Origin of the sequence: Lederbergia ruris (assembly GCF_018332955.1) — a bacterium.
GTDB lineage: Bacteria > Bacillota > Bacilli > Bacillales > Bacillaceae_C > Lederbergia > Lederbergia ruris.
In genome coordinates, this window is record NZ_BORB01000001.1 from 122,400 (window position 1) to 137,464 (window position 15,065).

General features: G+C 38.8%; 16 protein-coding genes and 1 pseudogene. 2 read left to right on the plus strand and 15 right to left on the minus strand.

From position 1 onward, the window contains the following. Nucleotides 1-173: 173 nt before the first annotated feature. The 6 genes from KI363_RS00665 to yqfC all read right to left on the minus strand — a co-directional run bounded on the left by KI363_RS00665 (nt 174) and on the right by yqfC (nt 5,786). Complete coding sequence (locus tag KI363_RS00665) at nt 174-557, minus strand: diacylglycerol kinase (protein WP_246516645.1); 384 nt, start codon at nt 555-557, stop codon at nt 174-176. Continuing rightward, nucleotides 547-1,017 carry an rRNA maturation RNase YbeY gene (ybeY, locus tag KI363_RS00670; protein WP_158322905.1) on the minus strand — a complete coding sequence of 157 codons (471 nt, stop codon included), beginning with the start codon at nt 1,015-1,017 and terminating at the stop codon, nt 547-549. The genes KI363_RS00665 and ybeY overlap by 11 nt, the downstream gene beginning before the upstream one ends. Continuing rightward, complete coding sequence (locus KI363_RS00675) at nt 1,001-3,178, minus strand: HD family phosphohydrolase (protein WP_212964878.1); 2,178 nt, start codon at nt 3,176-3,178, stop codon at nt 1,001-1,003. The genes ybeY and KI363_RS00675 overlap by 17 nt, the downstream gene beginning before the upstream one ends. Nucleotides 3,179-3,322: 144 nt before the next feature. Further along, nucleotides 3,323-4,297 carry a PhoH family protein gene (locus KI363_RS00680; RefSeq protein ID WP_212964879.1) on the minus strand — a complete coding sequence of 325 codons (975 nt, stop codon included), beginning with the start codon at nt 4,295-4,297 and terminating at the stop codon, nt 3,323-3,325. Nucleotides 4,298-4,300: 3 nt separating this feature from the next. Further along, complete coding sequence (gene yqfD, locus KI363_RS00685) at nt 4,301-5,488, minus strand: sporulation protein YqfD (RefSeq protein WP_158322858.1); 1,188 nt, start codon at nt 5,486-5,488, stop codon at nt 4,301-4,303. A 13-nt stretch (nt 5,489-5,501) separates the two neighbouring features. After that, on the minus strand, nt 5,502-5,786 hold the full coding sequence (gene yqfC, locus KI363_RS00690) for a sporulation protein YqfC (RefSeq protein WP_158322857.1): 285 nt from the start codon (nt 5,784-5,786) through the stop codon (nt 5,502-5,504). Between the two features lie 337 nt (nt 5,787-6,123). Between yqfC and KI363_RS00695 the strand changes: the two genes are divergently transcribed. Continuing rightward, the gene (locus KI363_RS00695) at nt 6,124-6,738 is read left to right on the plus strand and encodes a cupin domain-containing protein (protein ID WP_212964880.1); all 615 of its coding nucleotides are present in this window, start codon (nt 6,124-6,126) and stop codon (nt 6,736-6,738) included. Nucleotides 6,739-6,939: 201 nt separating this feature from the next. Here the strand turns inward: KI363_RS00695 and KI363_RS00700 are convergent, their stop codons facing one another. The 5 genes from KI363_RS00700 to rpsU form a co-directional block, all read right to left on the minus strand. Next, nucleotides 6,940-7,386, minus strand: coding sequence for a YqfB family membrane protein (locus KI363_RS00700; protein ID WP_212964882.1), 447 nt, complete (start codon nt 7,384-7,386; stop codon nt 6,940-6,942). Between the two features lie 24 nt (nt 7,387-7,410). Then, nucleotides 7,411-8,406 carry a flotillin-like protein FloA gene (floA, locus tag KI363_RS00705; protein ID WP_158322852.1) on the minus strand — a complete coding sequence of 332 codons (996 nt, stop codon included), beginning with the start codon at nt 8,404-8,406 and terminating at the stop codon, nt 7,411-7,413. 31 nt (nt 8,407-8,437) lie between these two features. Beyond that, on the minus strand, nt 8,438-9,739 hold the full coding sequence (locus KI363_RS00710) for an NfeD family protein (RefSeq protein WP_212964884.1): 1,302 nt from the start codon (nt 9,737-9,739) through the stop codon (nt 8,438-8,440). 275 nt (nt 9,740-10,014) lie between these two features. Beyond that, nucleotides 10,015-10,461, minus strand: a complete 447-nt coding sequence (locus KI363_RS00715) for a GatB/YqeY domain-containing protein (RefSeq protein WP_158322848.1) — start codon at nt 10,459-10,461, stop codon at nt 10,015-10,017. A gap of 13 nt (nt 10,462-10,474) precedes the next feature. Further along, on the minus strand, nt 10,475-10,648 hold the full coding sequence (gene rpsU / locus KI363_RS00720; protein ID WP_057983047.1) for a 30S ribosomal protein S21: 174 nt from the start codon (nt 10,646-10,648) through the stop codon (nt 10,475-10,477). A 189-nt stretch (nt 10,649-10,837) separates the two neighbouring features. Here rpsU and KI363_RS00725 point away from each other — a divergent pair, with 189 nt between their 5' ends. Beyond that, entirely contained in the window at nt 10,838-11,758 is a 921-nt protein-coding gene (locus tag KI363_RS00725; protein WP_158322847.1) for a Na/Pi symporter, read from the plus strand. A gap of 3 nt (nt 11,759-11,761) precedes the next feature. Here KI363_RS00725 and KI363_RS00730 read toward each other — a convergent pair. The 4 genes and pseudogenes from KI363_RS00730 to prmA all read right to left on the minus strand — a co-directional run. Further along, nucleotides 11,762-11,962, minus strand: a pseudogene (locus KI363_RS00730) (deoxyribose-phosphate aldolase); the annotation flags it as partial. A 33-nt stretch (nt 11,963-11,995) separates the two neighbouring features. Then, complete coding sequence (mtaB, locus tag KI363_RS00735) at nt 11,996-13,348, minus strand: tRNA (N(6)-L-threonylcarbamoyladenosine(37)-C(2))-methylthiotransferase MtaB (RefSeq protein ID WP_212964886.1); 1,353 nt, start codon at nt 13,346-13,348, stop codon at nt 11,996-11,998. A gap of 4 nt (nt 13,349-13,352) precedes the next feature. Next, nucleotides 13,353-14,105 carry a 16S rRNA (uracil(1498)-N(3))-methyltransferase gene (locus KI363_RS00740; protein WP_212964887.1) on the minus strand — a complete coding sequence of 251 codons (753 nt, stop codon included), beginning with the start codon at nt 14,103-14,105 and terminating at the stop codon, nt 13,353-13,355. Between the two features lie 12 nt (nt 14,106-14,117). After that, on the minus strand, nt 14,118-15,059 hold the full coding sequence (gene prmA / locus KI363_RS00745) for a 50S ribosomal protein L11 methyltransferase (protein WP_212964889.1): 942 nt from the start codon (nt 15,057-15,059) through the stop codon (nt 14,118-14,120). Between the last annotated feature and the right edge of the window lie 6 nt (nt 15,060-15,065).

A 15,065-nucleotide genomic window follows, 5' to 3' on the forward strand; every position in this document is an offset into this window, starting at 1 on the left:
CACCTGCTTAACACATTCAAATTCTTGCATCGGTTTTTTTATCCTGAAGACGGAAATTGTGTGAATGTACCAGTTAAAGCGTGAATATAGTCTGGGAAATTCATTCGTAAAGGGTTTTCCTTTTAAAAAAGTGTAGACAAAGTCAAAATTGACTTTGTCTACACTTAGGAGTTCTAATAAAAGAGCTGGATCATTTTCGGACCTAAGATAAGGACGCCAATTAAAACGGCCATGAGCGTATAGATTAACACCGCAGCAGCCGCTAAGTCTTTAGCCTGCTTTGCTAAGGGATGGATTTTGTCCGTCGCTAAATCAACAGCCCTTTCCATCGCAGAATTTACTAATTCTAAAGCCATTACGCCGAAAATAGAGATCATCATAAAAATCCACTCGATTTTATCAAGTCTTAGAAAAAAAGATAGCATGATCACAACCGATCCAGCAAAAAGATGAATTTGAAAGTTTTTTTCTGATTTAGCTGCATATTGAATCCCTTGTATCGCATACTTAAAGGCAGATAATAATCGGATTAGAGAAAAACTCCCCCTATCTTTCAAGACCAAAACCTGCCAATATTTCATTCTGCTTATTGAACATGAGCTCCTCATCCTCTTTGTTCATATGATCATATCCAAGCAAATGTAAAAAACCATGAACAGCTAGAAAGCCTAATTCTCGTTTAAAGGAATGTCCATATTCACGGGCTTGCTCCTCTGTTCGGTCTAGAGAGATAATGATATCACCAAGAACACGTGGTAGTTGTGTGCCTTGAATCATAACCTCTCCTTCTAAACTTTCCTCAAGTGCAAAAGAAATCACATCTGTCACTTGATCTTTCCCGCGATATTCCTTATTTATTTCTTGTATTTTTGGGTTGGAAACAAATATTAAAGAAACTTCTGCTTCTTCATCAATTTCTTCCACTTCAGCTGCATGCGTTAAAAGTTTCTCTATCATCCCTAAGTTTTCTTCTGTTAGTTGCCCCGTCTCATCTATAGCATCAATTAGGAGTGCCACCATCAATCACCTTCTGTTGTTTTATGTCAGGATACTCAATCCGTGAATGAAATATGCCATTTAAAGTCTCGCAAAACACCTTTTTCACCTTTTCAATTTCTTTTAAAGTCAGATCACACTCATTAAACTGTCCGTCGAGCAATTTATCTTGGGCAATTTGATGAACAAGTGTACGAATCTCTTCTGGTGTTGGATTTGTTTTTGAACGAACAGCCGCTTCAACACTATCTGCCATGCTAATTATGGCGATTTCTTTTGTTTGCGGCTTTGGTCCTGGATATCTAAACTCATTTTCAGTCACTTTTTCATTCTCTTTTTTCGCCTTATAGTAAAAGAATTTTAAGAGGCTCGTACCATGATGTTGTTCAGCAATGTCGACAATTTCTTTCGGTAGTTTATGTTTCCTTAATTCCTCTGCCCCATCTGTTGTATGTGCCAAAATAATATCCCGGCTTGTTTCAGGAGGAAGTTGGTCATGGGGATTTTCAATGTTCAATTGATTTTCAATGAAAAAAGGCGGTCTTTTTGTCTTTCCAATATCATGATAATAACAACCAACCCTTGCTAAAAGACCATTTGCCCCAATCGCTTCACAAGCAGATTCTGCTAAATTGGCGACCATCACACTATGGTGGTAGGTGCCTGGCGTTTCCGTTAATAACTTTTTCAATAATGGATGGTTTGGGCTTGATAGCTCAATTAATCTCATTGTTGATAAAATGCCAAATCCAGCCTCAAAGAATGGTATTAATCCAATAGTAAAAACGGCCGAAAGTAGCCCAGAAACGACTGCATATAATGCGTAATATAAATATTCTGTTGGCGCATATTGTCCATTTCCACCGAGCATTAAAAACAAAATTAGCAGCAAGTTAATAAGGGATACGAAAATCCCTGCACGTAAAATATGATTTCTTTCATTATGACCTGATAAAAACAAAACACCTGCTAACCCACTAAAGAGTATATAGACGGCGACCTCAACATTAATGGTTCCTGCGATCCCATCATGAAACAAAATACTCCCACAGACTGCGAGCAAAATCGCCATAATCAGGGCAAACCGTTCATTCATCAAAATTTTGATTAACATCGGTGCCATCGCTGCTGGGAAAATAAAGGCTATATCATTTAGTTCTACGTCGATAAGGCCTACAATCTTCATCACGACTAAGGATGAGATGAAAATGAAACTTGATAGTAACAGGTAATTTTGCTTCTTATCTTCAGGTAAATCGACTTTTGAAAAATAGATATAAATTACTCCGATGACAAGGGCAACAAATAAAACAAGTCCAATTAAAGGCTTTATGGTAGGATTACTTTTTAATAATCCTAAAAGTTCCAATTGGCGATATGTATCCCGATCAATTAAATGTCCTTCTTGTACCACAATTTGACCTTGCAAAATTTTGACTGGTTCAACCTCCGCCATCGCTTGGTTCTTCCGTTCCTCTGTTAAATCTGGATCATATAAATCATTTGGGACAATGGCATATTGTCCCAACTCTTCTCCTGCCTTTTCCAATGGCTCAGGCAAACCTGCCGATCTAATTTGTTTCTGCACAAGCTTTTTCGCATCATTTAGGCCATCATCACGGATTTTTTCCGTCATCGCTGATTCCACATGTTGGATCACGACATTTTTAGTTGTTTCCAAATCAGACTCGTTTGCCTGCAAAAGTGAAATTAATATCGAATCAGAAATGGCATCTGTAATATCTTCCGACACATTTCCCGTTAATTTCGATTTTAATACCTTCAATCTGTCTTGTATGGCAACTTCTTTTGACTTATCTTTTTTATCCTCCTCTTTTCCATCTTGAGTTGATTCATGGTTTGTTTCCGAAACAAAATCAAAAATAGAGGTTAGTAAAGAAACGCGATTTTGTGCCATCTCTTTTTTAAACACATATACTTTATCAACAGCTTCTGCTGCCTTTTCTCTCTCTTCCGCAGTCTTCATTTCATCTTCTATCGTCTTAGGCGAACGAATCGTTTTATCAGCAACTTGGAATTTTTCCATATCATACGTCTCTGGCTTCATATTCTGGTACAGAATTAACAAAAGCACCAAAGCTAATAAACAATAAATCAATGCTGTGAACACTTTATAACTTAGAAAAGAACGAATTTTACTGATGTATGCGTGAAATTTCATAACGGCCTCCATACCCCTTAATGGCTGATGGATATTCAGCTTACTAAAATGATAGCAGTTTTTTAAAATGAAAGCATTATTTTTTTAGGATTCCTTATAAAAAAACGTTTTACCCTTTGGGGGCAAAACGGTAAGATGACTCGATTAAGAGCGCGGTAATGGATCATTGCGTTCATAGGCTTGGATAATTTGAGAAACAAGAGGATGGCGAACAACATCACTTTGATTCAAATGAATGAAAGAAATTCCTTTTACATCTTTTAAAATAATTTCTGCCGTCATCAAGCCAGATGTTACGCCTTTCGGTAAATCCACTTGACTCGAATCCCCGGTAATCACCATTTTCGACTCAAAACCAAGACGCGTCAAGAACATTTTCATTTGCGCTTGAGTCGTATTCTGTGCCTCATCTAGAATCACAAATGCATCATCTAATGTTCGCCCTCGCATATAAGCAAGAGGAGCGATCTCGATCGTTCCACGGTCAATCAAACGTTGGGTATGCTCTGCCCCTAAAACATCGTTAAGTGCATCATATAAAGGACGTAAATAGGGATCAACCTTTTCCTTTAAATCACCTGGCAAAAAGCCGAGACTTTCTCCTGCTTCGATTGCTGGACGCGTTAAAATGATTTTATTCACATGATTCTTTTTCAACGCATTCACAGCCATCACGACGGCCAAATAGGTTTTTCCGGTCCCTGCAGGCCCAATACCGAATACGAGGGCGTTTTTACGAATTGAGTCTATATATTCGCGTTGTCCCAAAGTCTTTACGCGAATAGCTTTTCCCTTCGTATTTCGTGCAATCTCTTCGTCGAAAAGATCAGCAAAATATTCAACTTTTCCAGCCTTAGCCATTTTAGAAGCGTAAGTTACATCCCTTTCGCTCACTCGAATACCTTTTCGAATAACTTTTAATAATTGCCTAAGTGTATGCTCTACTAATTCAATATTTGTCGTTTCTCCTGAAATCGTTATCGTTTCCCCACGAGTGACAATCGATACATTCCATTCTTCCTCAAGTAATCGAATGTGACTGTCCGCATTTCCTAATAAAAGATAGGCTTCTTCTGCATTTTCTAATGCAATCTTTGTTGTTGTTTTTTCTTCAGACATTCGTCAGTCTCCTTGAATGATTGGTTTTTCAATAGCTATATTCTCTAAAACCTGAAAATTAATGGATAATGTAACTTTACCATTCTCCACTTTGTCTTGCAAAATTATTTCTTTATCGATACTAGCGTCTGGGGGGATTTTCATTTTTAAGTCCCTTCTAGCCAGTTCTTTTGCCGCCTCTAATGCTTCTTTTTTATTTAAATTCCTTTGAATTGCTTCTTTTTCTCGTATCGTCTTTTTTGAATATTGTATGGGAAGTTTTTTTCCTAAGAAAAAGATATCGTTATCTTCTATTTCCGTTTCATATTTAGGAAATTGAATTTTAGCGAATCCCCAAACTGGCAATTGTAGCTTGCCCAAATTCAAAAAATACTTTCTCATTTCCTTTCCACTCAAAACCTCAAGAGGCGTATCAAGCGGGAAGCTAACTTTAGTATTATACCACGTATATCCCCAAACTTCCCCCTCGGCAATAATCGGCATTGGCTTTTCTTCCTGGCCAATTTCACCTGAGACAAGAATTTGCCCTTTTTCAACAAATTGGTCTTTTTTCACGAGTGCTTTTCCTTTTTCAACAAACATTTTCGCAATTACAGCTTTTTTATTGGCCACTAAATGCCGAGGGCTTGCCTCCTCTATATTTTCAGGCTCTGTTTTCTGCACAACTTGAAAATGATAAGTTGTCCCTCTTAACTCGACGCCAACCCATGTAATATTTTCGATTCTTTCTGTAAGTTTTTTTTGGATCTTATCTGGTTTGTCAGAAAACAAATGCATGGATCCTTTGACAATTCCAAGGTTTGATAATTCTTTTCTTATTTTATGCTCTGTTTCTGGATCAGCACCGTTGATTTGAATCCCCCACGTAATATTGGATAAAAATAAAATAAGCACAAAGAAAAGTAAAATCCCTATAGGAAATCCGCTATTTTTCAACGTTCTTTTCCATAGGAAGGGCAATCCCTCCCCACGGATAAAATAAAAGGAGCAATCAGCTTTCCTTGCCGCATGGCGTAATTTATGAAGATCAGGCCATGTAATATAAAAGAACACTGTCCCTTCATGGTTTCTTCTCACGTTCCATATACTGAGTCCGGAACGCGCAAGTCGATTAATAAAACGTTCCATTCCTTGTCCTGTTGCCTTCACTAATACTCTACCTGTCAAAAAAGTGATCCATTTATTTTTCAACCAAAGCCACTCCCTATTCATTCAAATAAAGAACTTCTTCTATATATCCTTCAAGTAAGATTTCTTCTGGTAGAATAGTTTTTAGTACAAAAGATTTCCCTTTTATCAATAATTGCCCCTGTTTAAGGAGTAATCGCAATTCGTTATCTTTAAATACAAGAAGGCCTTTATGATTTTCAATGTAAATATGTAAATTTCCGACCATCGTGACTCTTGGAAGATCCATCATAATATCCGCAGGAAGTTCCATTCTCGATGTCATCCAATTTTTTATTTTCTTTGACCACTTTTTACTCACATTAAAGAGCCCCCTTTCCACTCATGTGTATGAATTTTTTTAAAGATATATGTATAATCACTTGATATAATTGTCCTTGTGAGATTATATTTGGGTGGAAATACGACTATGATAAAAAAACGTTGGGGTATATCTTAGAATTTAAAGGGAATATGGAGAAGGTAGAGGCACTCTTTTTTCACATAGAACGATTGCAGAACGGTAGAAAATAAGCCACGATTCAAAACCGTGGCTTATCTGCTTGTATTTTTTCATGTTCCGAGCAATTTGAATTTAGGTACATTAACCTAACCTAGTGCATAGGATAATTTGATAAGCTGTGAAGGGATTGAGAAAAATGTATTACTATCCAAATATGTATCCACATCAATATCCTTATTATGCTAATGTACCATTGAATAACTATGGTAGACAGTCTGTTTATTGGAATAATCCTGTTGAGGAACATGCAAACAGTTCTTTTCACAATGGTGATACCAGAATTTCATTAAAAGATTATGGAGCAAAACCGTTTGTCGTTAATATCAATGAAGCTGCAAAGAAAAACAATACGTACCGTACCGCATTGTGGACAGGAACCCATTTGCAAGTTACCTTAATGAGTCTGAACGTTGGCGAAGATATCGGTTTGGAAATACACCCAAACGTTGACCAATTCTTACGTATTGAACAAGGTCAAGGTATTGTTCAAATGGGCAAAAGAAAAGATAAATTAAATTTTAAAAGCAAGATCTATGATGATACTGCAATAATGGTACCTGCTGGAACTTGGCACAATATAATCAATACAGGTAATATTCCGCTTAAACTTTACTCAATATATGCTCCTCCTAACCATCCGTTTGGTACTATTCATGTAACAAAACAAGATGCAGTGGCTGCGGAAGAAGGTTATGGGCATGGCAATAGAAATGGCAGGACTCCAGAGTATGCATACCCTTGGAATGGATGAGCGTGGTATTCATATCGATAAGCAGAGCAGTAAAGACTTCAATAGACCTCAATACCAAGCTGCTGTGGAAGCAATGGAGAAGTCAAATATCGGTAGGTTAAGGAATATGAAGTAAGCTAAAGAGACTCCCCATTCAGGAAGTCTCTTTTCTTTTACAATTTATATGGGGTAGGTTGCTACATTTCCACCTAAAGATGCGTTTTAGCTTCTTCTGCTGCTGTAAGGTTTTCTCGCCCTCGGAGGACCTAAGACCTCAGACATAATGATCCCGTTTAGGATATCTTTTTGTTTTAACTCGAATTCCAGCTGCGCCTCTTCATCGTATCCTTCGGTATTTATAGCTTCTACCTTTTTACGATGAAGCTTTTCTTCTCGATTGAGATCTCGTAATTTCTCTTCCATCTCTTCTTGATGTTTATAGAAATTAGGCTGATCTTTCAGGTGATCTGCAGCTTCTTTTAAGGTTCTAGCTTTTGTAGTTTGCTCCCTAGGAGAAGGCTCTTCCCAGTCTTCTTCCTCCTCCATTTGCAGTGGAGGCGTTTGGACAGGTCGTGGATGATCAGATTGCTGCCGTTGATTATTGAATTTACTGCGATTAAAAAGTAAGCCGACGACCGCCACAATGATAAAAATGATAAATTGTTCCACAGGAATTTCCCCCTTTCACTAGGGTTATTGCTGGTCCTTATGGTCATTCTTTGGTTTGGACATTTTTCCAATGGAATCTCTCATATCTGTATCAGCATCGATATTCTTCAGTGAGTAATAATCCATGACACCCAATTTCCCTGATTTAAGCGCCTCTGACATTGCTAATGGTACCTCTGCCTCTGCCTCGACAACTTTCGCTCTCATCTCTTCAACGCGGGCTTTCATTTCTTGTTCATTGGCTACAGCCATTGCTCTTCTTTCTTCTGCTTTCGCTTGAGCAATCTTCTTATCTGCTTCCGCTTGATCTGTTTGCAACTGCGCTCCAATATTTTTACCAATATCCACATCCGCAATATCAATGGAAAGAATTTCGAAAGCTGTTCCTGAATCTAACCCTTTTGTTAAAACCGTTTTTGAAATCATGTCCGGGTTTTCCAGAACTTTTTTATGGTTATTGCTTGAACCAATCGTCGATACAACCCCTTCACCTACACGGGCAATGACTGTATCTTCTCCTGCACCACCGACAAGTCGGTCAATATTGGCTCGAACGGTGATACGTGCTTTCGCCTTTACCTCAATCCCGTCCATCGCTACACCCGCGATAAACGGTGTCTCAATGACCTTCGGATTTACACTCATTTGGACAGCTTCTAATACATTTCGACCAGCTAGATCGATCGCTGCAGCACGTTCAAACGTTAACTCAATATTGGCACGTTGTGCGGCAATCAGGGCGTTGACGACTCGATCCACGTTACCACCTGCTAAATAATGACTCTCTAATTGATTGGTTGTAACTTGAATCCCTGCTTTATGTGCTTTAATGAGTGGGTTCACAACTCTACCCGGAATAACGCGACGCAATCTCATTCCAATTAATGTTACAATTCCAATTTTAACTCCAGCTGCTAAAGCTGAAACCCATAGTCCAATCGGTACAAAGGTAAATAACACTAAAAGAACAATAATACCTACGACAATGGCTCCCAGCAAAAGTATCATATCTATCGACATATGCTTTCCTCCCTAAATCAATGTATTTATGCTATATTTCGCGAACAACAATTCTTGAACCTTCTGCTTTGATAATTTTAACCTTTGTTTTGGCTTCAATATAACTTCCTTCTGCCACTACATCGATCCGCTCATCATCCACCACAACTGTACCGGATGGCCTTAGATCGGTCAATGTAATTCCTTCTCGACCAATCAAATCAAGTCGATTAACATTTGAGACATAGCCGCTCTCCGTATTTGTAGAATCTGTTAAAATGAGTTTTTTGAAAAATTTCATTCGTTTACCAAACACCTTTATCATAATAATGATGGCCACCGCAGCAAGGAATAGTGCAATGATTACGGAAATCGCCATATAGACAGTATCCTGCCCCGCCATAATAATACTGCCGATGATCGCTACAGCTCCCAAGAGACCGGCAATTCCTCCTGGAAGGAAAAACTCTGCAACAATTAAGATGATTCCGAGAACAAACAAGATCGTGGTTTCATACCCCGCTAGACCAGCGATATAATGCCCGTAGAAGAACAGGATGAGGGCTGTTAATCCCATCCCACCAGCGACACCAAATCCTGGTGTATAAAGTTCTAATACAAGACCTAAGCTAGCAATTGATAATAGTATGGGTACAACAACCGGATTTGTCACTAACTTTGCTAACGACTCCGCAAAGGTACTTGGAACTGTCTGCGTATCTGCTCCTTCATATCCTAATGTCGTTAAAAGCTCATCCATATTTTTAATCGTACCCTTTGAATAACCAACTTTCAAGGCATTTTCCGTATCCAAAGTCAATAAATCGCCTTCTTTTTTGAGCTCCGGAAGGGAGACATCTCCGATCGCCATCGCTTTCGCAATTTCAGGATCACGCCCCTTTTGTTTCGCAGCCCCTTCCATTGCAGCAACCCACATACTTTCCGCTTTTTCTCCGGCTGTATTGCCATCTTGATTGATTATGGCGGAAGCGCCCATCGTCGCATTGGATGTCATATAAATTTCATCCGTATGAAGGGCGATATACGAACCGGCCGATAAGGCTCGAGAATTGATAAATGTGACGGTTTTTATATCAGTATCTAATATAAGATTACCAATGTCCATTGCCGCATCTACGGCACCACCCGGGGTATTCATATCAAAAATAATGACATCCGCATTGGCTTCCTTCGCTTCATTGATTGCACGATACAAATATTTCTCGAGACCTTTTGTCACATCTTCCTTGATCGGTATGACATAAACATTAGGGTTTTCCCCCTCTGCAGATGCAGGCACAAACGCGAGAATGGCAGCTAAAGAGAGACATACGGCAATCAAAACTTTCCTCATCATTTTTCCCCCTTTCCAAAGCATATCTATCTTTCATACGACTAAGACTAAGAAAAGGATTCAAAAATACTTTTTTTGCAGGTATTATATGCAAAAAGCTTTACGTGATGATAACCGAGGATTTTCGATGCAAAATAGGTGAAAAAAAGCTGACAAGCTATCGCTTATCAGCTTTTTCAGGCGACCCACAAGATGTGGATCTGAACGGTCTCGCTACAGAATATGTGACGAATTTGGCCGTTCATCCGTAACGTCGATTCCGCCTTTGGGTTTCATTATGATAAATGTTTTTGAACAAGTTTGCTAACCAATGAGCCATCCGCTTTGCCTTTTACCTTTGGCATTAGTACACCCATGACCTTACCCATATCTGCTTTCGAAGAGGCATTTGTTTCTGCAATAACAGCAGAGACAATCGCTTCCACTTCCTCCTCACTCAGTTGAGTAGGCATGTATTCTTGTACAAAAACAAGTTCGCTTTGAATTTTTGCTACAAGGTCGTCACGACCTGCTTTTTCAAATTCATGGAGGGAGTCCTTGCGTTGTTTCACTTCACGAGAAAGAACTGTCAATTCTTCATCCTCGGTTAATTGTTTTTTTCCGAGCTTAATGGCTTCATTTTGAATAGCTGCTTTCAGCATTCGAATGACAGATAACCTGTCTTTTTCTTTGCTTTTCATCGCTTGTTTCATATCTTCATTTAATTTGTCATGAAGACTCATGATCGCACCCTCTTTAGAACTTACGTTTTCTTGCTGCTTCAGACTTCTTCTTACGTCTTACGCTTGGTTTTTCATAAAATTCGCGCTTTCTATATTCTTGCAAAGTACCAGTTTTAGAAACTGTACGTTTAAAGCGGCGAAGAGCATCTTCAAGCGATTCGTTTTTACGAACAACTGTTTTTGACATTTCTCTTTCCCTCCCTCCGAACATTACAATCACATGTCCATACACGGGAAACCCATGTACCATGCAATTATATAATAACGTGAATATATGGTCAACAATCTTTCATTTAATCATTTAATTATCAGTACATCATTCTTGTTGGCATGTCTTCCCTATTTCGCCCATATCATAGTCTTAAGGGGGATGGACATGCTGCATTTATTGATTTTCGCTTTATTAGCGGGTACATTTCTATTAGGTATAACATGGATGAGAATGGGACTTTTTAATTTGTCAGGTAGCAAAATGGAAATTTGGCTAAAAAAGTTCACAAACTCTCCATTTATGGGAATGCTAGCAGGAATTGTTATGACGGCCATACTTCAAAGTAGTTCCGCCGTCACTGTCATTGCGGTGGGGCTTGTCTCAGCTAGAATCTTAACCTTTCCTCAAACAATCGGAATCATTCTTGGTACGAATATCGGGACGACCGTCACTTTAGAGTTTCTTACCTTTGATTTGAATCATTTGATTATCCCTTTCATTATTGGAGGAGTCCTCTTACAATTCTTTAAAAATACGAAACTGAAAAGCTGTGGTTATATTTTTCTAGGGATCGCCATCATTTTTGCCGCTATGAACGGATTTGAAATATTAGCCAACTCCATAGAAGATGTTCCAATGATGGAAAAACTCATTGAATTAATGAAGAATAATATCGCTATTTCATTTCTCACCGGAACTTTTTTAACCGCGATCATTCAATCAAGCACCGCTATGACAGGAATTGCCATGACTTTTTTAACTTCTGGTACTTTTGACTTAAATACAGGCATTGCGATTATGATCGGCGCAAATATTGGTACCTGTGCCACCGCATTATTGGCAAGTATCGGAGCCGGAAACGAAGCAAGACTTACCGCCTACGCTCATATCTGGCTAAACTTAATAGGTGCCGTCATCTTTTTACCTTTCATCTCCATTTTAGGCCAGGCAAGTTCTATGCTTTCAGATCTACCAGCTACACAACTAGCTCATGCAAGTGTACTTTATAATACAATCGTTTCTTTTCTTATCTTGCCATTTGCTCGAAAATTCGGACAGTATATTATCTGGCTTCATGGTAAATAACAATCAGCCTTGGACGATGGCGACTCCGGAACTTGTGCCAATACGGGTCGCCCCTGCTTGCAACATTTTATACGCATCTTCCTTCGTCTTAATTCCACCAGATGCCTTGATTCCCATTTCTTCTTCCCCTATGACAGAACTCATTAATTCTATATCTTCGACCGTTGCACCGTCACCTGAAAAGCCCGTAGAGATTTTGACAAAGAAGAAGCTATCCGCAATGGGATAGCTTTTTCTTTACATAGCCATAGAATCTTTTTCTTGTACTTCGTCCATTTCTCTAACGAATTTCCCCTCATTGTATGGGTAACCCGCTTTCGTAATTTTGACGCGAATTAATTTCCCGATCATATCTTTTGTTGCCGGGAATACTACTTTCATGTAATTATCCGTATATCCTTCATATAACCCACTCTTAGGAGCTTCCTTATAAGGCTCTTCAGGGATCACTTCAAGAACTTCATTCTCAAAACGTGAAGCATATTCTTTTGCGAGCTGGTCTGATAAGGAAATCAATCGATGGACGCGATCATTTTTCACATCTTCATCAATTTGATCGGTCATTCTTGCAGCGGGAGTTCCTGTCCTCATGGAATAAGGGAAGACATGAAGCTCAGAGAACTTATGTTTTTTTATAAACTGATAGGTTTCCATAAATTCCTCTTCTGTTTCTCCTGGGAATCCAACAATCACGTCCGAAGTAACGGCTAGGCCTGGTAAAGCCTTTTTCAGTCTTTCAAGTCGTTCAGCATAAAAAGCCATTGTATATTTTCTACGCATTCTTTTTAATACGGTGTCAGAACCGGATTGAAGCGGAATATGCATATGGCGAACAACAAGTTTTGATTTCTCCAGTACCTCAATCACTTCGTCTGTTAACTGGCTTGCTTCAATAGAGGAAATACGTAATCTTTTCAGTCCCTTAACCTGTGATTCAAGGTCGCGTAATAAGGCTGCCAAATTATAGTCCTTTAAATCTTCTCCATATCCACCTGTATGAATGCCTGTTAAAACAATTTCTTTGTAACCTGCATCCACCAATTGTTGAGCTTGGCGTATGACTTCTTTGGGATCACGGGAACGCATTAAGCCACGGGCCCATGGAATAATACAGAAGGTACAAAAATTATTACATCCTTCTTGGATTTTCAAAGAAGCTCGAGTCCGATCTGTGAAAGAGGGAACATCCAATTCTTCATAAACACGGTTTTTCATTATATTGCCGACACCATTGATCGGTTGTCTTTCTTGTTTATATTGCTCAATATATTCAAGCATTTTGACACGATCCTGCGTACCGACGACAACGTCGACTCCAGGAATCGCCATGATTTCAGCTGGAGATGTTTGCGCATAGCATCCAGTTACACAAATAACAGCATCAGGATTTTTTCGAATCGCTCGCCTGATCACTTGACGACTTTTTTTATCTCCAGTATTTGTTACTGTACAAGTATTAATGACGTATACATCTGACCTACTTTCAAAATCGACACGTTCATACCCTTGTTTTTGGAACAATTGCCAAATAGCTTCTGTTTCATAATGGTTTACTTTACAACCTAAAGTATGGAAAGCAACACTAGACATATCTTCACCTCAATAATTCAAAATGATAAGAAATGGCCGCCAAAGTGTATAACGGCGCTGTTTCTGTTCGTAATATTCTCGGGCCAAGTCCACAAATTCTAAAGTCATTTTCCAAAAGAAATTCCGTCTCTTGATCTGTTATGCCACCTTCCGGACCAAAAACAATTAAAATCCGATCTCCTTGTTTCATTTCCGAAAGGGTCTGAGCAAATTGACTTTTCTCCCCTTCTTTTGCCGCTTCTTCAAAAGCAAGGATCTTCCAATCAAAATTTTGACTGTATGTAACAATCTCCTTTAATTTTACCGGAGATTGAACTAAAGGTAAAAATTGTCGATGAGATTGCTCAGCAGCTTCTTTCGCAATCTTTTCCCATCTTTGCAATTTCTTTTTTGCCTTTTTCTCTTCCCATTTTACTACGGACCTTTCTGCAATAAAAGGAGTAAATTCTACTGCACCCAGCTCTGTTCCTTTTTGAATGATCCATTCCAATTTATCAACTTTCGGCAAGCCACTCGCAATCGTTACACGGACAGGAAGCTCTTTGTCCTCTCTTTCCCAGTCCATAATCCTTGCCTCTATCGTTGAATCACTGATTGATTCAAGTGCTACTAATGCCGTTTTTGAATCGGAGAAGACAACCCAAAAGGTGGCTCCTACTTTCATTCTCATAACATGAGTAATATGGTGATAGTCATCATCTGAAAGGATAACCGATTTTTGTCCATTATATGTTTCCTTTAAAAAGTATCTTTGCATAATTTTACTCCATCATCTTTTTGTTGCAATGAAAGTGACCCAATCTTCCATTACGAGTGTTTCAACAATATCAAATCCGGCTTCATCCAATGCCTGTTTAACTTCTTGTCTTTTAGCTAGGATAATACCTGATGTAATAAAATATCCACCCTTACGAACAATAGATGAAGCGTCCTTTGCTAAACGGACAATGATATCAGCCAATATATTGGCTACAAGGACATCTACATCTTTCACCGTTAAACCTGTCAATAAATCACCTTTTCGGACTTCTACTTTTCCTTGCAGGTGATTTAATTGAATATTTTCTTTGGCTGATTCCACTGCGACTTCATCTAAATCAAGAGCAATAATGTTCTTTGCGTCTAGCAAAGCCGCCGCAATACTTAGAACACCGGAACCTGTGCCAACATCAACGACTGTATCACCCGTTTTTACTGTTTTTTCCAAGGCCTGAATGCTCATGACAGTAGTTGGGTGTGTACCAGTACCAAAAGCCATCCCAGGATCTAACTCAATAATGAGCTCATCACTTTCCACCTTTTGATAATTTTCCCAAGTAGGAACAATGGTAAATCGCTTGGAGATCTTGGCAGGGTGATAATATTGTTTCCAAGCCGTTTCCCAGTCCTCTTCTTTTACCTCTGTTGTGGTAACATGGTTCTTTCCAATATCAATATCATACTGAACCAAGTCAGAAATTTCTTTTTTGATGGAATCAATTGTCTCACCAATAAAGTTATTAATGGGCAAATACGCCTTAATGATTACCCCTTCTTCGGGATAATCATCCGGGTTCAATTCAATGATTTCCCCAAACCAGTTATCACGTTCTTTCGTTAGTTCTAGAGGATCCTCAATGACGACTCCACTTGCTCCCGCTTCATGGAGAATATTACTTATTGCCTCCACCGCTTCATTGGTTGTATGAATACAAATTTCATTCCACTTCATTAAAAA

Excerpts from the sequence above, each read along its gene's own strand:
- rpsU (WP_057983047.1), bottom strand. The coding sequence starts at position 10,648 with ATGTCAAAAACAGTTGTTCGTAAAAACGAATCGCTTGAAGATGCTCTT.
- mtaB (WP_212964886.1), bottom strand. The coding sequence starts at position 13,348 with ATGTCTAGTGTTGCTTTCCATACTTTAGGTTGTAAAGTAAACCATTAT.
- KI363_RS00675 (WP_212964878.1), bottom strand. The coding sequence starts at position 3,178 with ATGAAATTTCACGCATACATCAGTAAAATTCGTTCTTTTCTAAGTTAT.
- KI363_RS00680 (WP_212964879.1), bottom strand. The coding sequence starts at position 4,297 with ATGTCTGAAGAAAAAACAACAACAAAGATTGCATTAGAAAATGCAGAA.
- KI363_RS00725 (WP_158322847.1), top strand. The coding sequence starts at position 10,838 with ATGCTGCATTTATTGATTTTCGCTTTATTAGCGGGTACATTTCTATTA.
- KI363_RS00695 (WP_212964880.1), top strand. The coding sequence starts at position 6,124 with ATGTATTACTATCCAAATATGTATCCACATCAATATCCTTATTATGCT.
- floA (WP_158322852.1), bottom strand. The coding sequence starts at position 8,406 with ATGTCGATAGATATGATACTTTTGCTGGGAGCCATTGTCGTAGGTATT.
- KI363_RS00715 (WP_158322848.1), bottom strand. The coding sequence starts at position 10,461 with ATGAGTCTTCATGACAAATTAAATGAAGATATGAAACAAGCGATGAAA.
- KI363_RS00710 (WP_212964884.1), bottom strand. The coding sequence starts at position 9,739 with ATGAGGAAAGTTTTGATTGCCGTATGTCTCTCTTTAGCTGCCATTCTC.
- prmA (WP_212964889.1), bottom strand. The coding sequence starts at position 15,059 with ATGAAGTGGAATGAAATTTGTATTCATACAACCAATGAAGCGGTGGAG.
- KI363_RS00740 (WP_212964887.1), bottom strand. The coding sequence starts at position 14,105 with ATGCAAAGATACTTTTTAAAGGAAACATATAATGGACAAAAATCGGTT.